Source organism: Blastococcus sp. DSM 46786, assembly GCF_900109665.1.
In the GTDB taxonomy this organism is placed as follows: Bacteria; Actinomycetota; Actinomycetes; order Mycobacteriales; family Geodermatophilaceae; genus Blastococcus; species Blastococcus carthaginiensis.
The window spans coordinates 1-22,206 of sequence record NZ_FOAO01000003.1; the positions used below are offsets into that span (position 1 = coordinate 1).

The 22,206-nt window shown below is 73.1% G+C and carries 19 protein-coding genes and 1 pseudogene; 14 read left to right on the top strand and 6 right to left on the bottom strand.

Going from position 1 to position 22,206, the window contains the following annotated elements; translation table 11 throughout:
• The 3 genes and pseudogenes from BMW62_RS03660 to BMW62_RS03670 form a co-directional block, all read right to left on the bottom strand.
• Positions 1-306: pseudogene (locus BMW62_RS03660) on the bottom strand (endonuclease); the annotation flags it as partial.
• A 499-nt stretch (positions 307-805) separates the two neighbouring features.
• Positions 806-3,001 carry an MMPL family transporter gene (locus BMW62_RS03665; protein WP_091929498.1) on the bottom strand — a complete coding sequence of 732 codons (2,196 nt, stop codon included), beginning with the start codon at positions 2,999-3,001 and terminating at the stop codon, positions 806-808.
• Between the two features lie 6 nt (positions 3,002-3,007).
• On the bottom strand, positions 3,008-3,607 hold the full coding sequence (locus BMW62_RS03670) for a TetR/AcrR family transcriptional regulator (protein ID WP_091929499.1): 600 nt from the start codon (positions 3,605-3,607) through the stop codon (positions 3,008-3,010).
• A 327-nt stretch (positions 3,608-3,934) separates the two neighbouring features.
• On the opposite strand from BMW62_RS03670, the gene BMW62_RS03675 reads away from it, so the two are divergent.
• The 14 genes from BMW62_RS03675 to hypE all read left to right on the top strand — a co-directional run bounded on the left by BMW62_RS03675 (position 3,935) and on the right by hypE (position 17,450).
• On the top strand, positions 3,935-4,264 hold the full coding sequence (locus tag BMW62_RS03675; RefSeq protein ID WP_091929500.1) for a hydrogenase maturation nickel metallochaperone HypA/HybF: 330 nt from the start codon (positions 3,935-3,937) through the stop codon (positions 4,262-4,264).
• Position 4,265: 1 nt separating this feature from the next.
• Positions 4,266-5,033, top strand: a complete 768-nt coding sequence (gene hypB, locus BMW62_RS03680; protein WP_091929501.1) for a hydrogenase nickel incorporation protein HypB — start codon at positions 4,266-4,268, stop codon at positions 5,031-5,033.
• A 168-nt stretch (positions 5,034-5,201) separates the two neighbouring features.
• A complete protein-coding gene (locus BMW62_RS03685) occupies positions 5,202-6,704 on the top strand; it encodes a hypothetical protein (RefSeq protein WP_244523814.1) in 1,503 nt (500 codons plus the stop codon).
• Positions 6,701-7,252, top strand: a complete 552-nt coding sequence (locus BMW62_RS03690) for a hydrogenase maturation protease (RefSeq protein ID WP_091929502.1) — start codon at positions 6,701-6,703, stop codon at positions 7,250-7,252. The genes BMW62_RS03685 and BMW62_RS03690 overlap by 4 nt, the downstream gene beginning before the upstream one ends.
• A gap of 34 nt (positions 7,253-7,286) precedes the next feature.
• Positions 7,287-7,832: a hemerythrin domain-containing protein gene (locus BMW62_RS03695; protein WP_091929503.1), complete on the top strand. Its 546-nt coding sequence runs from the start codon at positions 7,287-7,289 to the stop codon at positions 7,830-7,832.
• 46 nt (positions 7,833-7,878) lie between these two features.
• Complete coding sequence (locus tag BMW62_RS03700; RefSeq protein ID WP_091929504.1) at positions 7,879-8,943, top strand: NADH-quinone oxidoreductase subunit B family protein; 1,065 nt, start codon at positions 7,879-7,881, stop codon at positions 8,941-8,943.
• Between the two features lie 43 nt (positions 8,944-8,986).
• Positions 8,987-10,783, top strand: coding sequence for a nickel-dependent hydrogenase large subunit (locus tag BMW62_RS03705; RefSeq protein ID WP_091929505.1), 1,797 nt, complete (start codon positions 8,987-8,989; stop codon positions 10,781-10,783).
• Positions 10,776-11,519, top strand: a complete 744-nt coding sequence (locus tag BMW62_RS03710) for a hypothetical protein (RefSeq protein WP_211434965.1) — start codon at positions 10,776-10,778, stop codon at positions 11,517-11,519. The genes BMW62_RS03705 and BMW62_RS03710 overlap by 8 nt, the downstream gene beginning before the upstream one ends.
• Before the next feature lie 37 nt (positions 11,520-11,556).
• Positions 11,557-12,159 carry a DUF5947 family protein gene (locus tag BMW62_RS03715; RefSeq protein ID WP_091929506.1) on the top strand — a complete coding sequence of 201 codons (603 nt, stop codon included), beginning with the start codon at positions 11,557-11,559 and terminating at the stop codon, positions 12,157-12,159.
• A 12-nt stretch (positions 12,160-12,171) separates the two neighbouring features.
• On the top strand, positions 12,172-12,396 hold the full coding sequence (locus BMW62_RS03720; RefSeq protein ID WP_091929507.1) for a hypothetical protein: 225 nt from the start codon (positions 12,172-12,174) through the stop codon (positions 12,394-12,396).
• Positions 12,397-12,651: 255 nt separating this feature from the next.
• A complete protein-coding gene (gene hypF / locus BMW62_RS03725; protein WP_280138610.1) occupies positions 12,652-14,979 on the top strand; it encodes a carbamoyltransferase HypF in 2,328 nt (775 codons plus the stop codon).
• Positions 14,980-14,984: 5 nt separating this feature from the next.
• The gene (locus BMW62_RS03730) at positions 14,985-15,287 is read left to right on the top strand and encodes a HypC/HybG/HupF family hydrogenase formation chaperone (RefSeq protein WP_091929655.1); all 303 of its coding nucleotides are present in this window, start codon (positions 14,985-14,987) and stop codon (positions 15,285-15,287) included.
• Positions 15,284-16,390 carry a hydrogenase formation protein HypD gene (gene hypD / locus BMW62_RS03735; RefSeq protein WP_091929509.1) on the top strand — a complete coding sequence of 369 codons (1,107 nt, stop codon included), beginning with the start codon at positions 15,284-15,286 and terminating at the stop codon, positions 16,388-16,390. The genes BMW62_RS03730 and hypD overlap by 4 nt, the downstream gene beginning before the upstream one ends.
• Complete coding sequence (gene hypE, locus BMW62_RS03740; protein WP_244523815.1) at positions 16,383-17,450, top strand: hydrogenase expression/formation protein HypE; 1,068 nt, start codon at positions 16,383-16,385, stop codon at positions 17,448-17,450. Before hypD ends, hypE begins: the two co-directional genes overlap by 8 nt.
• A 34-nt stretch (positions 17,451-17,484) precedes the next feature.
• On the opposite strand, the gene BMW62_RS03745 is transcribed toward hypE, so the two are convergent.
• The 3 genes from BMW62_RS03745 to BMW62_RS03755 form a co-directional block, all read right to left on the bottom strand.
• Positions 17,485-17,934 carry a PPC domain-containing DNA-binding protein gene (locus BMW62_RS03745; protein ID WP_091929510.1) on the bottom strand — a complete coding sequence of 150 codons (450 nt, stop codon included), beginning with the start codon at positions 17,932-17,934 and terminating at the stop codon, positions 17,485-17,487.
• 67 nt (positions 17,935-18,001) lie between these two features.
• Complete coding sequence (locus BMW62_RS03750; RefSeq protein WP_091929657.1) at positions 18,002-19,114, bottom strand: enolase C-terminal domain-like protein; 1,113 nt, start codon at positions 19,112-19,114, stop codon at positions 18,002-18,004.
• Positions 19,111-22,206 carry an FAD-binding and (Fe-S)-binding domain-containing protein gene (locus tag BMW62_RS03755; RefSeq protein ID WP_091929511.1) on the bottom strand — a complete coding sequence of 1,032 codons (3,096 nt, stop codon included), beginning with the start codon at positions 22,204-22,206 and terminating at the stop codon, positions 19,111-19,113. The genes BMW62_RS03750 and BMW62_RS03755 overlap by 4 nt, the downstream gene beginning before the upstream one ends.

Genomic DNA, 22,206 nt, shown 5'->3' on the forward strand with positions numbered 1-22,206 from the left:
CGCCGGGAGGGCCTCGATCGCCCGCCCGGTGGTCACCAGCCGGAACGCGGCGGCCGGGGAGAAGCGGGCGTGCCCGCGCAGCCAGGAGGCCATGGTCTTATGCCCGTCGTGCTCGGCTGCTCCGGTCAGCTCGCACTGGCGGAGGGTCCGGGCGATCTCGGTAGTGAGCCGGTTCCCGGCGACCAGCAGCGGAGCGAGGTGTTCGATCAGCTGCGGCCCGAACGCAGCCGTCAGGTCCTGGGCGGCCAGGTCGTCCAGCGCGGCGACCAACCGGTCGATCGCATCGGACGTACCTGTCGAACACATGTGCGAATACTACCGCCGGTCGACGACATCCGCAGGACGGAATTCGCAGGTCAACGCCGTATCCACAGATGCAGACACGGCCTTGACACGGAGCCCGGCAGCGCCCGGGAGACGGCTCGACGGCGACCAGCACCGTCAGCGCCCGGGAGGCGGCAGCAGGCCGCGCTCGTCGCCGCCAGACTGGACCGGCGGACCGGATCGCGCGGGAGAATTCGGCCAGCCCGATCGGTCCGGGGGAGCGCGACAGGTCTGCACGTCCCGCACGTCGGCCGGTGGCGCGCCTGCGTTCCGGACCCCGGCCGGTGGGGCGCCTGCAGGTCTCGGACGCCGGCCGGTGGCGCGCCTGCTCGTTCCGGACGCCGGTCGGCGGCGCGTGCTTTCCGGACGCCGGTCGGCGACGCGTGCTTTCCGGACGCCGGTCGGTGGCGCGCCTGCTCCCCGGACGCGGAACGGCCCGCCTGCACGAGCAGGCGGGCCGTCCGGCGGTGCGTGGTGCGGATCAGCGCGGTGCGGCGCCGACCGCCTCCCGGTCGTGCGCGGGGCCCGACTTCTCCAGGGCGGCCCCCTCGACGTCGAGAACCGGCAGCCGCTGCAGCCAGCGCGGCAGCCACCAGGCCCGGTGACCCAGCAGCGCGAGCGCGGCGGGCACGAGCACCATGCGCACCACGAAGGCGTCGAACAGGATGCCCGCGGCCAGGGCGAACGCGATCGACTTGATCGTGGGCTCGCCCGCCGGCACGAAGCCGGCGAAGACCGAGAACATGATCAGCGCGGCCGCGACGACGACCGGTGCCGCCTGGCGGAACCCGGTGCGGATCGCCTCCAGCGGCGCGGCGCCGTGGCTGTGCGCCTCGTGCATCCGGGAGACCAGGAAGATCTGGTAGTCCATCGCCAGGCCGAACAGGATGCCGATCACCAGGATCGGCGTCAGGCTGATCAGCGGTCCGGTCACCTCCAGGGCGACCAGGTCGGCCAGCCAGCCCCACTGGAACACCGCGACGGCGGCGCCGAGCGACGCGCCGACGGTGAGCACGAAGCCGAGGACGCCGACCAGCGGCACCAGCAGCGAGCGGAAGACCAGGACCAGCAGCACCAGCGCCAGGCCGACGACGAGCAGCAGGTACACCGGCAGCGCCTCGTTGAGGCTCTCCGCCACGTCGACGCTGACCGCGGTGGCGCCGGTGACCGAGGCCTCGACCCCGTCGAGGTCGGCGAGTTCCGCGCGCAGGTCCTCGACGAGCTGCTCGGTCTCGGCCGTGGCCGGGCCCGACCCGGGGATGACGTTGAGCAGCGCCGCAGTGCCGTCGGCGTTGGGCGTCGGCGGGGTCACCAGGGCGACGTCGTCCACCTCGGCGATCGTGGCGCCGGCCGAGGCCGCGGCCTCGGGCGCCCCGTCGCCCTCGAACAGGATGGTCAGCGGGCCGAGGAAACCCTCGCCGAAGCCCTCGGCGAGCAGCTGGTCGGCCCGTGCGGCCGTGGAGTCCTCGGCCGGCTCCTGCACCAGCGTCGTGCGCATGGAGAAGAACGGGATGGCGATGACGCCGAGCACCACCACGGCCAGCAGCAGGGAGAGCACGCGGTGGCGGGTCACCGTGGCGACCCAGCCGGCGAGGAAGCCGCGGTCACCGGCGTCCTCCCGCTCCATCCAGCGAGAGGCGGCGGGGTCCGTGACGGCGCGTTGCCGGCGGGGCAGCGCCCGGCGGCCCAGGTAGCTCAGTGCCGCCGGCACGAGGGTGATCGCCACCAGGACGGCGACGACGATCGTCGCGGCCGCGGCGATGCCCATCTGGGTGAGGAAGGGGATGCCGACGACCGCGAGTCCGAGCAGGGCGATGACCACAGTCAGCCCGGCGGTGACCACCGCCGAACCGGCGGTGCCGACGGCGGTGCTGATGGCGGTGCCCACGGGCGACCCGTGCCGCAGCTCCTGCCGGAACCGGGTCACGATGAACAGCGCGTAGTCGATGCCGACGGCGAGGCCCAGCATCGCCGCGAGGATCGGGGTGGTCGAGGAGAGCTCGGCGAAGCCGGTGGCGACGGTCACGCCGAGGACACCGATGCCGACGCCGACGACGGCGGTCAGCAGGTTCATGCCGGCCGTGACGAGCGAGCCGTAGGTCACCGCGAGGACGACGAGCGCGACGACGACGCCGATGACCTCCGAGGGGCCGCCGACGTGCGGCGGCTCCTGGATCGCCTGGCCGGTCACCTCGACGGTCAGCGCGCCGTCGCCGGCCGCCTCGACCGCCTCCAGCAGCGCATCCCGCTGCTCCGGGGTGACCTCGCCCAGTCCGGCGGCGAAGGTCACCGTGCTGTAGGCGGTGGTCTGGTCGGCGTTGACCGCGGGTGCCGCGGGGTCCAGCGGGTTGCTCGCCCCGGCGACCCCGGGCAGCCCGCCCAGCTCGGCGACCAGCTGCTGGATCGCGGCCGCGTTCTCGGGCGTGGTCAGCGTCCCGCCGTCGGGCGCAGCGACCACGACGCGGGCCGACGCTCCTCCGGCGCTGCCGAACTCCTCGTCGATCCGCTCCAGGGCGGTGGTCGACTCCTGGCCGGGGATGTTGAAGGCGTCGGACGTCTCACCGGCGAGGGTGGCCGCGCCCGCTCCGCCGGCGACGAGGACCACCAGCCAGACCAGGATCACCGGGAGCCGGCGCCGGTGCGCGAGGGCCCCGAGTCGGGACAACAAGACAGCCATGCGGGATCAGGCCTCCACCTGGTGGGGATCGGGAAGAGCGACGCCGGGCCGGGAGTGGCCGAGGGCGTCGAAGCAGGTCGCGATGATCGAGGCGCGCCACCTCGTCGTGTCGTCCTCCTGGTGCGCGGTGAGGCTGAGGACCGCCAGCGCGGCGAGCGCGCCCAGCACCCGGATCGCCCGCTCGGAGGCGGGCGTTCCCGGATCGACGCCGAACGCCTGCAACGCCGCTGCGCCGACGGCCTCGAGCTCCGGGGCCTGGCGGTTCTGGTCGCTCTGCGTGATCGGCGCCAGGAGCAGCGCCACCATCCCCGGATGGGCGAGCGCCACGTCGACGAGCACCTCGAGGGCGCGCCGGTCGCGCTCAGGCCCCGGCGGCAGCTCGCCGACGGAGCCGAGCACACGCTGCCCGAGGACACCGGCCTGGGTCAGCACGGAGCGGTACAGCGTCTCCTTGCTCGCGTAGTGGTGCAGCAGCCCCGCCTTGGACAGGCCGACCGCGTCCGCGACGTCCTGGACCGAGGTCTTGGTGAAGCCGCGGCGCGCGAAGAGGGCGGCAGCCCGGTCGAGGATGCCCTCGTCGATCTGCTGCCGGAAGGGAGGTGCCACGCGCCCAGCGTACGGATGACCGACCAGATCGGTAGGTGTACCGACCAGATCGGTAGGTAACCTTCCTCACGATCACGATCACGATCACGATCACGATCACGATGCCGTCCGACGTCGACGACGAGCGCCCACGGCGCAGCGGCCATGCCCTCTCTCCACGTGCTGCTCGACGTCATGGGTCACCGAGAACCCGCTGCTCGTGGTGAGCGGCGTCCGGCCGCATCGTCCTGGAAGCCAGGCAAGGGCTGACTCTGCCGGCCCGGGCTTGCGCCCGCCCCGCATGAGGGCTAGGACGGGTCGTGCGGCACGACCCGCAGGGGGTGCGCAGTGCACGAGCTCGCGATCAGCCAGGCCGTGGTGGACGCCGTCCGGGAGCGGACCGGCGACCAGCGCGTGCGGTCCCTCAGGCTGGTCGTGGGCAGGTTGTCGGGTGTCGTACCCGATGCGCTGCGGTTCTCCTTCGAGCTGGTCGCCGAGGGCACGCCGCTCGAAGGTGCCGACCTGGTGATCGAGGAACCCGGGGGCCGGGCGCGGTGCAGGAGCTGCGGTACGGAGTTCGGTACCGAGGGCCTGGTCGTGCTCTGCCCGTGCGGCAGCGCCGACGTCGCCGTGACCGCCGGCTCCGAACTGCTCGTCCGCTCGGTGGAGGTGGCCTGAGATGTGCGGCACGTGTGGCTGCGAGGGCGATGCCGGCGTCCGGCTGACGACGTTGCCCGACGACGCAGCCCACCCCCATCCGCACGGTCCGTCGGGGGACACGGGTCGCACCGTCGTCCTCGAGGCGCGCGTGCTGGCCAAGAACGAGGACCTCGCCGTGCGGAACCGTCGCTCGCTCGCCGGGCGGGGGATCGTCGTGGTCAACCTGATGAGCTCCCCCGGCTCGGGGAAGACCACGCTGCTCGAGCGCACGGTGCGGGAACTGGGCGTCCAGTGGCCGGTCGCCGTCATCGAGGGAGACCAGGAGACGCACCTGGACGCCGAACGCATCCGGGCGACCGGCTGCCCCGTGGTGCAGATCAACACCGGGGCGGGCTGCCACCTCGACGCGGACATGGTTCGCCGCGGCCTGGAGGCGCTCGATCCGCCGGACTCCTCGCTCGTCCTCGTCGAGAACGTCGGCAATCTGGTCTGCCCGGCCTTGTTCGACCTCGGGGAGACCGCCCGGGTGGTGGTGATGTCGGTCCCGGAAGGCGACGACAAGCCGGTGAAGTACCCGCACATGTTCCGCACCGCCGACCTGGTCCTGATCAACAAGGCCGACCTGCTGCCCTACGTCGACTTCGACCCCGAGCGCTGCGCCCGACAGGTCCGGTCGCTCCATCCCGCGGCGGAGGTCCTGCAGATCTCGGCTACTCGCGGTGACGGGATGCCCGCCTGGTACGGCTGGCTCCGTGCCCTCCGGCCGGGCCTGCTCCCTCCCGGTTGACAGACCTCGGCGGTCGGGTGTGTGCTCGACGTCACATCCACGAATCGAGCGGCAGCCCACAGGGGTGAAGCGGATGCGGGACGTCGGTCTTCAGGCTCCGCGGTGCCGGCGGCCCCGGCCACCCGACCCGGTCGCCGGGGAACACCTGATCGCGGAAGCCGACGCGCGGTGAGCGCGGCGGCCCGGCAGGACGGCCTGCCGCCGGAGGGCGGCCAGGCTCCCGTGACCCTGCTGCGGTCGCCCACCGCTCCCGGTGCCGCACCGGTCGCGCCGTCGGGGCTGGAGCACGCCGTGGCCGTCGCCGATGCCGTCCTCTACGAGGGGTACCTCCTCTACCCGTACCGGCGGTCCTCGCCGAAGAACCGGGTGCGCTGGCAGTTCGGCGTGCTGGCCCCGCGGAACTTCGTGGTGGCGGCGGGCACGGCCGACACCGGCGTCGCCGGCTCGGCCGACGCCTGGTACCAGCAGACCGACTGCCTGCTGGAGCCGCGGTCCGGTTCCGAGGCCCGCTCGGTGCGGGTCGTGCTGCGCTTCCTGCAGGTGCAGCACCGGGCGGCCGAGGCGCCGACGCCGGACGGCGGCTGGGCGGAGGTCGATGCGCTCGACGTCGACGGGCAGCGGCACCTCACCTTCGACGAGGCCGTGCCCCGCGAGGTCGAGGTCGACTGCGGGCTGGACGAACTGCGCGACGGGCCGCGGACGTGGCCGGCGACCGCTCCCGGCGGCGAGGAGATCGAGGAGCTGCGCAGCGGGTCCGGCGTCACGGTCGGCCGGATCGTGCGGCGCCGCCGGCCGGTGCAGGCGACGATGCGCCTCGAGCTGTCGCCGGCGGAGGCACCGTTCCCCCTGCACCGGCTGCGGCTGGTCGTCGAGAACACCGCGGACGCGCCGGAGATCGCCTCGCGACCGGATGCGCTGCGGATCTCGCTGGTGGCCGCGCACAGCCTGCTGGCGCTCCGGGGGAGCCGCTTCGTCTCGCTGCTCGAACCGCCGGTCTGGGCCGCCGTCGCCGCAGGGGAGTGCCGCAACGTGCACACCTATCCGGTCCTGGCCGGCCGGGACGGCGGGCGGGACGTCGTCCTCTCCTCGCCGATCATCCTCTACGACCACCCGCAGATCGCCCCGGAGAGCCCCGGTCCGCTGTTCGACTCCGGCGAGATCGACGAGATCCTGTCGCTGCGCACGATGACGTTGACCGACGACGAGAAGCGCGAGGTCCGCGCGACCGACCCGCAGGCGGCGGCGCTGCTGGATCGCGTCGACCACCTCCCGGAGGAGGTCCTCGCCCGGCTGCACGGGGCGGTGCGGTCGCTGCGGCCGGTCCGACGAACGGCGCCCGCGGTCCGGTCGGAGGAGCGGGCCTGGTGGGAGCCGGGGGCGGATGACGACGTCCGCCCGGAGACCGACGCCGTCGTCGTCGACGGCGTGCGCGTGTCCCGAGGATCACGGGTGCGGCTGCGCCCCCGCCCGCACGGCACCGACGCGCACGACGTCTTCCTCGCCGGGCGCACGGCCCGGGTCGAGGCCGTCCTGCTCGACGTCGACGGCAGCCGGTTCGTGGCGGTCGTGCTCGACGACGACCCGGGCGCCGACCTGTTCGACTGGTACGGCCGGCACTACCAGTTCGCGCCCGAGGAGATCGAGCCGCTGCCCGGGGACGGCCCCCGATGAGCGCGGGCCGCGTGCTGATCGCCGGCATCGGCAACGTCTTCCTGGGGGACGACGGCTTCGGCGTCGAGGTGGCCACCCGCATCGACCGCGACGACCTGCCGGACGGCGTCGACGTCGTCGACTACGGGATCCGCGGCGTGCACCTGGCCTACGAACTGCTCGACGGCCGGTACTCGACGGTCGTCCTGGTCGACGCCGTCCCGCTCGCCGATCCGCCCGGCACCCTCGCCGTCCTGGAGGTCCCGCTCGGCGACGACGCCGGCCGGCGACCCGACGTCCTCGCGGCGCCGGCGGTCGACGCGCACGGGATGAGCCCGCTCGCGGTCATCGACCTGCTGCGCGGTCTGGGCGGGACCGCCGGCCGGGGCGGTCCGGTCGAGCGGGTGCTCGTGGTCGGCTGCCGCCCCGCCGTGCTCGAGGAGCGCATGGAGCTGTCCGAGCAGGTGCAGGCCGCGGTCGAGCCCGCGTGCCGGCTGGCCGTCGACGTCGTCCGGGACCTGCTGCGCCGATCGCACGACCGGGAAGGAGCCGCCGCCGAGGTCGCCTGACCGACGTCCGCGACGCACGAGGGGAAGGACGGCGATGGACGCCATCGAACTGCTCAGCCACGACCACCGGATGGTCGAGCAGCTGTTCCGCGACTACTCCGCCGCGGCCTCCGATGCCCAGCGCCGCGGCGTGGTGGAGGTGCTGATCCGGGAGCTGTCCAAGCACGCGGCCCTGGAGGAGCTGATGTTCTACCCGCTGGCGAAGCGGGTGCTGCCCGACGGGGACGCCGTGATCAGCCGGCGCCTGGACCGGCACGCCGCGGTCAAGCGCCAGCTGATCGACCTCGACCGGCAGGGCGAGGGCGACGGGCGGACCGACGGGGCCATGGCGACGCTGCGGGAGGTCGTCACCGCGCACGTCCGGGAGGACGAGGACGAGCTCATGCCGAGGCTGCGCCGGGAGCTCGACGAGCAGGCGCTGGCCGAACTGGGTGCCGAGCTCGACGAGGCCAAGCAGAAGGCGCCGACCCGGCCGCACCCGCTCGCCCCGGACGAGCCGCCGCTGCTGGCCCTCGCAGCCCCGGTCGCGGCGATCTACGACCGGCTGCGGGACCGGCTGCAAGGCAGGCCCCGGACGTGAACGCGCACCGAGGGACGACGGGGAACCGGCGAGGGAGGAGCACGCGATGAGCGAGATGGCCACAGCCACCCGGCCGGCGGCGGAGGGCTTCGACGAGGTGCACATCCTCTGGATCTCGGAGGGGATGAGCTGCGACGGCGACACCGTGTCGATCACCGCGTCGAGCCAGCCGTCGATCGAGGACGTCGTCACCGGCATGATCCCCGGCCTGCCGACGGTCCACCTGCACAACAAGGTGCTGTCCCCGACCGTCGGTGGCGAGGAGTTCCTGGCCGCCTTCCGGGCGGCGGCCCGCGGCGAGCTCGACGCACCGTTCATCCTGGTCATCGAGGGATCGATCCCGAACGAGAAGATCAACGGCGAGGGCTACTGGACCTCGTTCGGCAACGACCTCGAGACCGGCCAGCCGCTGACCCTCAACTGGTGGATCGACCAGCTGGCGCCCAAGGCGTGGGCGGTCGTCGCGATCGGGACCTGCGCCGCCTACGGCGGCATCCACGCCATGGCCGGCAACCCGACCGGCTCGATGGGGCTGGCCGACTACTTGGGCTGGGACTTCAAGTCCGCCGGGGCGCTGCCGATCGTCAACATCCCCGGCTGCCCGGTGCAGCCGGAGAACTTCATGGAGACGCTGACCTGGGTGCTGTACCACGCGGCGGGTTCGGCGCCTCCGCCGCCGCTGGACTCGCTGCTGCGACCGCAGTGGCTGTTCGGCAAGACCGTGCACGAGGGGTGCGACCGCGGCTCGTACTACGAGCAGGCCGACTTCGCCAAGGACTACAACTCGCCCAAGTGCCAGGTGAAGATCGGCTGCTGGGGACCGGTCGTCAACTGCAACGTGCCCAAGCGCGGCTGGATGAACGGCGTCGGCGGGTGCCCCAACGTGGGCGGGATCTGCATCGCCTGCACCATGCCCGGCTTCCCCGACAAGTTCATGCCGTTCATGGACATGCCGCCCGGCGGCAGCCTGAGCTCGATGCTCGGCAAGCCCTACGGCGCCTTCGTCCGCCGGATGCGCGGCATCACCAACGCGACCGCCAACCGCGAGCCGAAGTGGCGGCACAACCGGGACGTCCTCACCACCGGCTACGACCCGCGGTACCGCCCGTGAGAACCGAACTCGACCGGACAGCCCACGACCCGAGGAGCAGGACATGACGACGACGGAGCGACGCCCCGCCGCAGCAGAGCCCGGGCAACTCGTCGAGATGTCCTGGGACCCGATCACCCGGATCATCGGCAACCTCGGCATCTACACGAAGATCGACTTCGCCAACCAGCGGGTGGCCGAGTGCCACAGCACCTCGTCGCTGTTCCGCGGCTACTCGGTCTTCATGAAGGGCAAGGACCCGCGGGACGCCGGGTTCATCACCAGCCGGATCTGCGGCATCTGCGGCGACAACCACACCACCTGCTCCGTGTACGCCCAGAACATGGCCTACGGGATCAAGACGCCACCGATGGCCGAGTGGATCATCAACCTCGGTGAGGCGGCCGAGTACCTGTTCGACCACACGATCTTCCAGGACAACCTCGTCTTCGTGGACTTCTGCGAGGCGATGGTCAAGGACACCAACCCCAGCGTGCTGGCGCGGGCGGAGAACACCGAGGCGCCGCACGCCGGCATGCACGGCTACCGGACGATCGCCGACATCATGCGCGCGTTCAACCCGTTCGAAGGGGACGTCTACAAGGAGGCGCTCAAGGTCAGCCGGACCACCCGGGAGATGTTCTGCCTGATGGAGGGACGGCACGTCCACCCTTCCACGGTCTATCCCGGCGGCGTGGGCACGATGCCCGAGCCGACGCTGTTCACCGACTACCTGAGCAAGCTGATCTCGATCCTGGACTTCTGCAAGAAGGCGGTCGCGCTCAACGACGACGTCTTCGACTTCTGGTACGAGGCCCTGCCCGGCTACGAGGAGGTCGGTCGGCGGCGGGTGCTGCTGGGCTGCTGGGGGGCGTGGCAGAACCCGGAGGTCGTCGACTACCGGTACGAGAACATGAACGAGTGGGGCAAGGCGATGTACGTGACGCCCGGCATCGTCATCGACGGGAAGCTGCTCACCACCGACCTGGTCGACATCAACCTGGGGATGCGGATCCTGCTCGGCAGCTCCTACTACCAGGACTGGGTCAACGAGGAGCCGTTCGTCACGCACGACCCGCTCGGCAACCCGGTGGACATGCGACACCCGTGGAACCAGACGACGCTCCCCGCCCCCGGCAAGCGGGACTTCGGCGACAAGTACAGCTGGGTGATGAGCCCACGCTGGCTGCACCCGGACACCGGCGAGCACCTCGCGCTGGACACCGGCGGTGGCCCGTTCGCCCGCCTGTACACGACGGCGCTGGCCGGGCTGGTGGACACCCCGTACGTCAAGTCCACCGGGCACAGCGTGCAGATCAGCCTGCCCAAGAGCCACGAGCTGCCCGAGCAGACGATCGAGTGGACGATCCCGAAGTGGTCCAACGCGCTCGAGCGGGACCGCGCCCGCGTCTACTTCATCGCCTACGCCGCCGCCATGGCCATCTACTTCCTCGAGCAGGGCATGGCGCGGATGCGGGCCGGGGACACCAAGGTCTTCCAGGACTTCGAGGTGCCCGACGAGGCCATCGGCGTGGGCTTCCACGAGGCCGTCCGTGGCGTGCTGTCCCACCACCTGGTGATCAAGGACGGCAAGATCGCGAACTACCACCCGTACCCGCCGACGCCGTGGAACGGCAGCCCGCGGGACATGTACGGGACGCCGGGCCCGTACGAGGACGCCGTCGGGGACATGCCGATCTTCGAGGAGAACGGGCCGGACGACTTCCGCGGGGTCGACATCATGCGCGCGGTCCGCAGCTTCGACCCGTGCCTGCCGTGCGGCGTGCACATGTACCTCGGCGAGGGACGCACGCTGCAGAAGCTGCACTCGCCGATGTTCGGAGCCGGCAATGGTGGCTGAGCCCGCTCTGACCGATCACGCCGCGACCGATCACGCCGCGACCGATCACGCCGCGACCGATCACGCCGCGACCGATCACGCCGTGGCCGGCGCGGCGGATGCCGCGGTCGCCGGCCTGTTCGCCGCTGCCGGCGTGCCGCCGCCGGACGGACCGCCACCGGCAGGGCACCCGCTCGGCGACGCGGAGGTCGAGCAGCGCCTCGCCGAGCTCGACGAGCTGCTCGGCCGGGTGGAGGAGATCCCGGGGCCGGCCGGCGAGCTGGCCCTCGAAGCCGTCGCCGCGCTGGCGGAGGTCTACGGCGCGGCGCTCACCCGGGCGATGGCCTACGCATCCGGCGCGACGGGTTCCACGGGGACGCCGCTCGTCGAGGCCTTCACCGGAGACGACCTGCTCGGACACCTGCTGGCGCTGCACGGCATCCACCCTGCCCCCGTCGAGGAGCGGATCGCCCGGGCGCTCGACGAGGTCCGGGCCGAGGTCGGATCGACGGGCGAGATCACGCTGCTCCGCATCGGCGCCGGCGTGGCGGAGGTGCGGGTCGTCGAGGAGGGCGGGAGCGGCTGTGGCTGTGCGTCGGCGGCCGCCCCGTTGGGCGACGTCGTCCGGGACGCGGTGCTGGCGGCCGCGCCGGAGCTGTCGGAGGTCCGGGCGGTGACGCCCGAAGTGCCCCGCCCGGCCACCTTCATCCCGCTCGATGCGCTGTTGCGCCCACCGGTCCGATCGAGCCCACGGTGAGCGCGCCGGAGGCGTCCCGTCGCCCTGCGGAGCAGCTGTGAGCACCGGAGCGCTGGAGCGCGTGGTCCGCCGGTCGGCGAGCCCCGCGATCGACGACGTCGAGCGCTGCGACATGTGCGGGCTCGCCGTGCCGGAGCAGCACCGGCACGTCCTCGACCAGCAGGCCGGGGAGCTGATGTGCACCTGCCAGGCCTGCACGCTGCTGTTCCAGCGCGACGCCGCCGGCCGTGGGCACTACCAGCTCGTCCCGGAGACCCGGCAACGGCTGGCCGACCTGTCGCCGAAGGAGCTCGGCGTGCCGGTGGGTCTGGTCTTCTTCGTCGTGCAGTGCGACGGATCGGTGCTCGCGAACTATCCCAGTCCCATGGGTCCGACCCGGTCGGAGGTCGACGCCGGCACGTGGCAGGCCCTGCAGCAGCGCTGCCCGGAGCTGGCCGGCATGGCTCCCGGTGTGCAGGCGCTGCTGCTCGACACCGCCCGCGGCGCCGACGAGCACTGGCTGGTCCCGATCGACGACTGCTACCGGCTGGTCGCCGTGATCAAGCGGGAGTGGAGGGGGCTCTCCGGCGGCAGCACGGTCTGGCCGGCGATCCGGGAGTTCTTCGACGGGCTGGCCGAGCCGCGGCGCAGCACCTACTGACAGGAGGAGCCGATGACGACCGAGAACAGGCCGGCCGGGATCCGGGTCGGCAAACCCGACGCCCGGCCCGACACGGGGTCCCACACCAAGGGGGTGAAGCAGGGCAACCACGGCCCCTACGAGGGTCAGACCGGGCACCACCCGGACGGCACGGCCGACGCGCGCCGCTCCACCGGGATCAACCCGAAGAAGCACGACGCGATCCTGCCGATCATGCCCAACCTGCCGCCCGGTTGATCGCCGCCCCGGACGGGGGCGGCACCGAGGTCAGGAGGAGACCATGTACATACCGAGATGGGTGCTGCTGTTCCCGCTGGTGGTGGCCGTCGGGTTGCTGTGGAAGGAGTTCCCTGCGCTGGTCCGCTACGTGAAGATCGAGCGGATGTGAGCCGTGGTCCGTCGCCCGCGTCCGCGGCGGCGTGCGGCGGTGCTGTCGACCGGGACAGCGGGGTGGTCGCCGGCGTGCGGATCGGGCCGCCCGGTCCGGCGCCGGTGCCCGGTCCCGCCCGGTCGCGCCGCAGGTTCGTCGTCCACGGCATCGTCCAGGGCGTGGGTTTCCGGCCTTTCGTGCATGCGCTGGCCACCGAGCTCGGGCTGGCCGGAGCGGTGCACAACGACAGCGGCGGGGTCGTGGCCGAGGTCGAGGGCACGCCGGCCGCGGTGGCCGCCTTCGCCGCGCGACTGCGCACCGAGCCGCCACCGCTGGCCGTCGTGGAACGGGTGCTGGAGACACCGGTGCCGCCGTGCGGCGGCAGCGGCTTCCGGATCGACGCCTCGGCGCGTTCGTCGGCGGACCGCACCCTGGCGGCCCCCGACGTGGCCACCTGCGACGACTGCCTCGCCGAGCTGCGCGACCCGGCCGACCGGCGCTACCGGCACCCGTTCCTCACCTGCACGCACTGCGGCCCGCGGTTCACCATCACCACCGATCTGCCGTACGACCGGGCGAACACCACCATGGCCGGTTTTCCGATGTGCGCGGCCTGCGCCCGGGAGTACCGCGATCCGACCGACCGCCGCTTCCACGCCCAGCCGATCGCCTGCCCGGACTGCGGGCCCCGCCTGGAGTTCGTGGCGCCGGCGGGCGAGCCGGTGACCGGCACCGAACCCGCATTGGCCGCGGCCCGCCGGTTGCTCGCCGGAGGGGGCGTGCTCGCCGTCAAGGGGCTCGGCGGGTACCACCTGGCGTGCCGTGCCGGGGACGACGCCGCCGTCGTCCGCCTGCGCGAGCGCAAGCGCCGGGGGGCCAAGCCGTTCGCCGTGCTGGTGCGGGACCTCGCCACCGTCGAGCGGCTGACCGTCGTCGACGAGTCGGCCGCACGGCTGCTCACCGACCGCGCCCGGCCGATCGTGCTGCTCCCGCGCCGTACCGGCGCGGGCGAGGTCGCCGACGCGGTCGCCCCCGGCAATCCCGACCTCGGTGTGCTGCTGCCCTACACGCCGCTGCACCACCTGCTGCTCGGCGACGGCCCGGACGGCCCCGGCCCGGCCGCGCTCGTGCTCACCTCGGGCAACCTCGGCGGGGAGCCGATCGTCGCCGACGACGACGAGGCGCTGACCCGGTTGGCCGGGCTGGCCGACGGATGGCTGCGGCACGACCGGCCGATCCACGTGCCCTGCGACGACTCCGTGCTGCGGGTGGTGGACGGCGAGGTCGTCCCCGTCCGCCGATCCCGTGGCTACGCACCGCTCCCGGTGACGTTGCCGGTCTCCGTGCCGCCGACGCTCGCCGTCGGCGCCGACCTGAAGAACGCCTGCGCCGTCGGCAGCGGGCGGCGGGCCTGGCTGTCCGGTCACATCGGCGACATGGACGACCTGGCCACCTGGCAGGCCGCCACCGCGGCCGAGCGCCACCTGGAGCACCTGACCGGCGTGCGACCGCAGCGGCTGGTCGCCGATGCCCACCCGGGCTACCGGAGCCGGGCCTGGGCGCACGAGCGCGCCGCCGGAAGGCCGGTGGACACGGTGCAGCACCACCACGCGCACGTCGCCGCGCTGATGGCCGAGCACGGGTACGACGGCAGCACCCCGATCGTGGGGATGGCCTTCGACGGCACCGGCTACGGGACCGACGGCGCGGTGTGGGGCGGTGAGGTGCTGGTCGCCGACTACGCAGGGTTCGACCGGTTCGCCCACCTGGGCTACGTACCGCTGGCCGGCGGTGACGCCAGCGTGCACCGCCCGTACCGGATGGCGCTGGCGCACCTGGCCGCCGCCGGGGTGGCCTGGGACGACGACCTCCCCCCGGTGGCGGCCTGCCCGGGCCGCGAACTCGTCGCGCTGGCGCACCAGCTGCGGACCGGGCTCGGCTGCGTGCCCACCTCGAGCATGGGCCGGCTCTTCGACGCCGTCGCCTCCCTGGCCGGCGTCCGCCACGTCGTGGACTTCGAGGCGCAGGCAGCCATCGAGCTCGAGGCGCAGGCCCGCCGCGCCCCGCCGGGTGAGCAGGGTTACCGGTTCGGCGTCGTCGACGGCGAACCGGTCGTCGCGGATCCGGGGCCGGTCGTCCGTGCGGTCGTCGAGGACGTGCGGGCCGGGGTGCCGGCCGGGGTGATCGGGGCCCGGTTCCACGCCGCGGTCGCCGACCTGGTCGTCGTCCTCGCCCGCCGGCTGCGCGCCGAGCGGGGCCTGATCGCCGTCGGGCTGACCGGCGGCGTCTTCCAGAACGCGCTGCTGCTCTCGGCGACCGGCCGGGCGCTGGCGGCGGACGGTTTCACCGTGTTGCGGCACCGTCTGGTGCCGCCGAACGACGGCGGGCTGGCCCTGGGGCAGCTGCTCGTCGCATCGCTTGTATCCGAGACAGCCCCCGGGACGAGGTGAGCATCGTGTGTCTTGCGGTACCGGGGCGGGTCGTCGCCCGGCACGAGAGGGACGACACCCTGATGGCCGACGTCGACTTCGGCGGCGTCCGCAAGGAGGTCTGCCTGGAGTACGTGCCCCACGTGGCGGTGGACGACTGGGTGATCGTCCACGTGGGCTTCGCGATCCAGCAGCTCGACGAGGCATCGGCGCGGGAGACGCTGGCCGCCTTCGAGCAGCTCGGCATCCTCGAGGAGGAGTTCGGCGACGGCTTCACCGCCGCCGCGCGGCAGGCCGGCGTGCCGGCCGAGGAGGAGGTACGGCCGTGAAGTACCTGGAGGAGTTCAGCAACCCCGAGCTGGCCGCCCGGCTACTCGACCAGATCCGGGCGGTGACCACCCGGCGCTGGGCGCTCATGGAGGTCTGCGGGGGGCAGACGCACTCGATCATCCGGCACGGCATCGACCAGTTGCTGCCCGACCAGATCGAGATGATCCACGGCCCCGGGTGCCCGGTCTGCGTCACGCCGCTGGAGGTGATCGACAAGGCCCTGGAGATCGCTGCCCGGCCGGGAGTCGTCTTCTGCTCGTTCGGTGACATGCTGCGGGTGCCCGGCAGCAGCTCCGACCTCTTCCGCGTCAAGAGCGCCGGTGGCGACGTGCGGGTCGTCTACTCGCCGCTGGACGCGTTGCAGCTGGCCCGGGACAACCCCGACCGTCAGGTGGTCTTCTTCGGCATCGGCTTCGAGACGACGGCGCCGGCGAACGCCATGACGGTGTACCAGGCCAAGCGGCTCGGCGTGACCAACTTCTCGCTGCTGGTGAGCCACGTGCTGGTCCCGCCGGCGATCGCCGCGATCATGGAGTCACCGTCCTGCCGGGTGCAGGGCTTCCTGGGTGCCGGGCACGTGTGCAGCGTCATGGGCACGGCGGAGTACCCGCCGCTGGTGGAGAAGTACCGGGTGCCGATCGTGGTGACCGGCTTCGAGCCGCTGGACCTGCTCGAAGGGATCCGCCTCGCGGTCCTGCAGTTGGAGAGCGGCCGCTACGAGCTGGAGAACGCCTACCGGCGGGCGGTGCCGGCGGAGGGCAACCCGGCCGCGATGGCGATGCTGCGCGACGTCTTCGAGGTCACCGACCGTGCCTGGCGGGGGATCGGGGTCATCCCGGCCAGCGGCTGGCGGCTGTCGGACGCCTACCGGGAGTACGACGCCGAGGCGCGCTTCGACGTCGGCGGCATCCACACCGACGAATCGGCGATCTGCCGCTCCGGCGAGGTGCTGCAGGGCCTGATCAAGCCGCACGAGTGCGCTGCCTTCGGCAAGGAGTGCACCCCGCGCAACCCTCTCGGTGCCACGATGGTCTCCTCCGAGGGGGCCTGCGCGGCCTACTACCAGTACCGGCGGCTGGAACTGGTGGACAACCGTGGCTGAGCCGGCCGTCGACGCGCGTCCGGACCTGGCTGCGTGGTCCTGCCCGCTGCCGCTGGTCGACTCCCCGAACATCGTCATGGGCCACGGCGGCGGGGGAGCGATGTCGGCCGAACTGGTCGAGCACCTGTTCCTGCCGGCGTTCGGCGCGACGGGGGATCTCACCGACTCCGCCGTCCTCGACGTCGCCGGGGTCCGGGTGGCGTTCTCCACCGACTCCTTCGTCGTCCGCCCGCTGTTCTTCCCCGGCGGCTCGATCGGGGACCTCGCCGTCAACGGCACGGTCAACGACCTGGCGATGTCCGGTGCGCGGCCGCTCTTCCTGTCGACCGCCTTCATCCTCGAGGAGGGGACGGCGCTGGCCGAACTCGGTCAGGTGGCGCAAGCGCTCGGAAAGGCGGCCGAGCTGGCCGGGGTCCGGCTGGTCACCGGTGACACGAAGGTCGTCGACGCCGGTCACGGCGACGGGGTCTACATCAACACCGCGGGGATCGGGCTGGTGCCCGAGGGGGTGGACATCCGCCCCGGTCGCGCCCGGGTCGGCGACGCGATCCTGGTCAGCGGTGACATCGGGGTGCACGGGGTGGCCGTGCTCAGCTGCCGGGAGGGGCTGGAGTTCGGCACCACGGTCACCAGCGACACCGCGGCGTTGCACGGTCTGGTGGCGGCGATGCTGGAGACGGGCGCGGACGTGCACGTGCTGCGGGACCCGACCCGCGGCGGGCTGGCTGCCTCGCTCAACGAGATCGCCCGGACGGCCGGCGTGGGGGTGGAGATCGTCGAGCGGCAGGTGCCGGTGCCGGCGGAGGTCGCCGACGCCTGCAGCATCCTCGGGCTCGATCCGTTCTACGTCGCCAACGAGGGCAAGCTGGTCGCCTTCGTGCCGCCGCAGGACGCCGAGCAGGTCCTGGCCGCGATGCGGGCCCACCCGCTGGGTGCCGGAGCGGCCGTCATCGGCTCGGTGGTCGAGCCGCACCCTGGGATGGTCGTCGCGCGAACCGGGCTCGGAGGTACCCGCGTGGTGGACCTGCCGGTCGGTGAGCAGCTGCCGCGGATCTGCTGACGACCCTCCTGCGCACCATGCCCGCGTATCCAGCTCAGCCGGCTCCTGCCGCGGGGTCGATGAGCGCGAGCCCGGAAGCGGGATCGTGCCGGCGCCGCAGGTGGGCGGCGCCGGCCGTCACCACGACCTCCAGGGTCGGGCGGACGACGGCGCGCAGCAGGTGGCCGCCGACCGTGGAACCGTCCCGCCGTCCGCAGACCACGTGCCCGTGCACCTGCCACCCGCCCTGCCCGTCGAGCGTGATGTCCCCGGCCAGGGTCAGCACCTCGACCTGGCCGTCGACGGGGATCTCGGCGTACTCCTGCTCGTCGAGGTCGTAGTAGCCCAGCGTCGCCTCGGAGAAGGCACCGATGGCGGTGAACGAGCTGCCCGGCAGCTCGTGCCCGGTCGCCCACTCGGTCAGGCCGGACACGACCTCCTCGCCGGTCTCGAAGACGAGTGCGTGCTGCACGGGTGGGCCGTCGGTCAGCGTGGTGGCCTTCATGGCGGGGGAATCCCTCCTGCTACGGGTGTGCGTGCTGTCGGATCGGACGGGGCGTCGGCGTCGCTGGTCATGCGGAGCGGTAGCGCTGCGCATCGGGGCGCAGCCGCAGCCCGTTCCCCGGACGGTCGGTCTGCGGGCGCATGCGCCCGCCACGCACCTCCGGGACCCCGTCGAAGAGCATCGGCTCCAGACGGGCGTGGTCGACGAAGTGCTCGACGTGGCGCAGGTTCGGCACGCTCGCGGCGACGTGCGCGTGCAGCGCCGGCGCGCAGTGCGCGCTGACCTCCAGGCCGGCGCCGGCCGCCACCGCGGCCGCTCGCCGGAACTCGGTGATCCCGGCGACGCGGGTGACGTCGAGCTGCATGCAGTCGACGGCCCGGGCGACGCACATCCGCTGGACGTAGGCGAGGTCGTAGGCGTACTCGCCCGCGGCGACGTCGGTGTCCAGCGCAGCACGCAGCCCGGCCAGCCCGTCGAGGTCGTCGCTGGACACCGGTTCCTCGAACCAGGTGACGCCGAGGTCGTCCAGAGCACGGCCGACCCGGCGGGCCTGGCCGGGCGTGTATCCGCCGTTGGCGTCGACGAACACCTCGACGCCGGCGCCGACCACATCCCGCGCCCGGCGCACCCGCTCCAGGTCACGGCCGGTCTGCTGCCCCCACGACTCGCCGATCTTGATCTTCACGGCGGACATCCCCAGGTCGCCGACCCAGTGCTCGAGGTGCCGGGCCGACGTGGCCTCGTCCCAGGTGGGGAAGCCCCCGCTGCCGTAGACGGCGACGTCGTCGTGCACCTGCCCCAGCAGTACGACGAGCGGAACGTCCAGCAGCCGGGCGGCGAGGTCCCAGAGGGCGGTGTCGACCGCGGCGACCGCCATGGACACCAGGCCGGGGCGACCGGCATTCCGGCAGCGGCGCACCATCGCCTCCCAGGCTGCCGGGACGGCCTGCGCCGGCCGTCCGAGGACCACGTCGGCGAGGACGTCGGTGACCAGCGTCGCGCAGGCGGCCGGCCCGTACGTCCAGCCCAGTCCGGTCCGGCCGCCACCGGAGACCTGGACCAGCACGCAGGTCGTCGAATCCCACGTCAGGGTGCCGTCGGCCTCCGGCCCCTCGGTGGGGACGACGAAGACCGAGACGTCGACGGCGTCGATCGTCGGGCCGGACGGCGGACCGGTCATCGCCGCAGCGCCCGGATCGCCACCCCGGTCGTGCCGAGGCCGAGGGCGGTCACCGCGCCCAGGGCCGCCCACGAGGCCGCCCGTGGGGTCGACGGCCGGTCGGCCCACGTCTGCTCGGGCCGCGCGCCGGGCTGCGCGGCGTCCCCGCGCAGCGCCGCGGCCAGCACCTCGGCCAGATGCACACCCTCCCGGCCCCCGGCGTCCCCCTGCTCGATCTGGATCCGGCAGCTGAACCCGTCGGCGAGCACGACGTCCTCGGGGCCGGCCTTGCGGAGCTCGGGCAGCAGCACCCGTTCGGCGCAGGCCGTCGAGACGTCGTAGTGGCCGCGCTCGAACCCGAAGTTCCCGGCCAGCCCGCAGCAGCCGGAGTCGAGGACGTCGACGTCCATCCCCATCTGCTGCATGAGCTCGACGTCGCGGTCGAACCCCATGACCGCGTGCTGGTGGCAGTGCGTCTGCACGACCGCGCGCCGGCGCAGCTGTGGCGGCTCCCAGCCGGGGGTGTGCTCGGTGAGCAGCTCGGCCAGGGTCACGGTCTGCTGCTGCAGCCGCTGGACGTCGGGGTCGTCCGGGTACAGCTCGGCGGCGTCGGAGCGGAACACCGCGGTGCACGACGGCTCGAGCCCGAGCACCAGGGTTCCCGCCTGCACGTGCGGGCGCAGCACGTCGATCGTGCGACGCAGCACCCGCTTGGCGACGTCCAGCTGACCGGTCGAGATCCAGGTGAGGCCGCAGCAGACGGCGTCGGTCGGGACGACGACCCGCCAGCCGGCGTCCTCGAGCACCTCGACGGCGGCCTTCGCCAGCCCCGGCTGGAACGAGTTGCTGAACGTGTCGGGCCACAGCACCACCTCACCGCGCTGCCCCGTGCCGCGCGGCCCGCGGGCCGCGTACCAGGCCTGGAACGTCTGGTCGGCGAACTGCGGGATCTCCCGCTCCGGCGCGACACCGCCGATGGCCGTGGCGATCCGCCGGAGCCCCGGGGCCTGGGTGAGGGCGTTGAGCACCCGGGGGGCCGTGCCGGCCACCCTCGCCACCAGCGGCAGCCAGCCCAGCGTGTAGTGGGCGATCGGACGCAGCCGGCCGGCGTAGTGGTGGGACAGGAACTCGGCCTTGTAGGTGGCCATGTCCACGTTCACCGGGCAGTCGGTCTTGCAGCCCTTGCAGGCCAGGCAGAGATCGAGGGAGTCACGGACGGCTGTCGAGCGCCAGCCGTCGCCGATGGGCGAGTCCGCGTGGCCCTGCAGCATCTCGAACAGCAGCCGGGCCCGGCCGCGCGTGGAGTGCTCCTCCTCGCGGGTGACCATGTACGACGGGCACATCACCCCACCCTCGTCGCGCCGGCACCGGCCCACCCCGACGCAGCGCAGCACGGCCCGGTCGAAACTGCCGTCGTCGTGCGGATAGGCGAAGTGCGTGTCCACCTGCGCAGGCGAGTAGTCGGTGCCCAGCCGCAGGTGCTCGTCGAGCCGGTAGGGGGCCACGACCTTGCCGGGGTTCATCCGGTTGCCGGGGTCGAAGACCGCCTTGAGCCGGCCGAAGGCCTCGACCAGCTCGTCGCCGAACATCCTCGGCAGCAGCTCGCCGCGGGCCTGCCCGTCCCCGTGCTCCCCGGAGAAGGACCCGCCGTAGGAGACCACCAGGTCGGCGGCCCGTTCGATGAACTCGCGGAATCGCCGCACGCCGCCGGCGGTCTGCAGGTCGAAGGGGATGCGGGTGTGCACGCAACCCTGCCCGAAGTGGCCGTAGAGCGACACCGGGCCGAACTCGAACTCGTCGTACAGCCGCTGCAGGTCGGTCAGGTAGTCGGCGAGGTCGGCCGGGTCGACGGCGGAGTCCTCCCACCCGGGCCAGGCGTCGGGCTGCCCGGGCACGCGGGCGGTGGCCCCCAGCCCCGCCTCCCGCACCTTCCAGATGTCGGCCTGGTGCACGCCCTGGTCGAACACGGTCGCCGTGGGCCCGCTCTCCCAGCCGCCGACGAGGTCGGCGAAGCCCCGCGCCCGCTCGCTCGCCTCGTCGCCGGTCTCGCCGCCGAACTGGACCAGCAGCCAGGCGCGCGGTCCCTCGGGCAGCAGGGCCAGCGTGTCGGGGTTCAGGTCCTTGGCCTGCTGGAAGCCGATCAGGTGCCGGTCCAGACCCTCCAGGGCGATCGGCTGGTGCTCGACGATCGCCGGCACGTCGCGGGCGGAGGCGGCGACGTCGGGGTAGCCCAGCAGCACCAGCGCGCGGTGCTCGACCACGGGTACCAGCCGCAGCTCGGCGCGCAGCACCGTCACGAGGGTGTTCTCGGAGCCGATCAGCGCCTGGGCGAGGTCGAAGCCCTTCTCGGGCAGCAGCGCCTGCAGGTTGTAGCCCGAGACGCGGCGGGGGATGTCGGGGTAGCGCTCCCGGACCTGCTCGCCGTACCGGTCGGCCAGCTCGCGCAGCTGCCGGTACACCTCGCCCCGCCGCCCGCCGGCCTGCACGATCGCGGCGTACTCCTCGTCGGAGGTGGCGCCGACGGTCATCCGGGTGCCGTCGTAGAGCAGCACGTCGAGGGAGACGATGTTGTCGACGACCTTGCCCGTGCGCTGCGCCGTCGCACCGCAGGCGTTGTTGCCGATCATCCCGCCGATCGTGCAGTGGTTGTGCGTCGCCGGCTCCGGGCCGAACTCCAGCCCGTGCTCCTCCAGTTGCGCGTTGAGCCGGTCGAGCACGATGCCCGGCTCCACCACGCAGGTGCGTGCCCCGGGATCCACCGACACCAGCCGGGTGCAGTACTTGGAGAAGTCCAGGACGACGGCGGTGTTGGTGCACTCGCCGGCCAGGCTCGTCCCGCCGCCCCGCGAGAGCACCGGGGCACCGTGGTCCCGGCAGACCGTGATCGCCTCCGCCGCCGCGTCCACCGAGCGCGGGACCACCACCCCGATCGGCACCTGGCGGTAGTTGGAGGCGTCGGTGCTGTACGCGCCGCGGGATCCGGCGTCGAACCGCACCTCGCCGTCCACCCGGGCGCGCAGGTCGCGCTCCAGGGCGGCGACGTCGAGAGCGGACGGGGGACCAGCGCCCTCCGGTGGCCGGACGACGGGGGCGGGGAGGTCGACCGAGGTCAC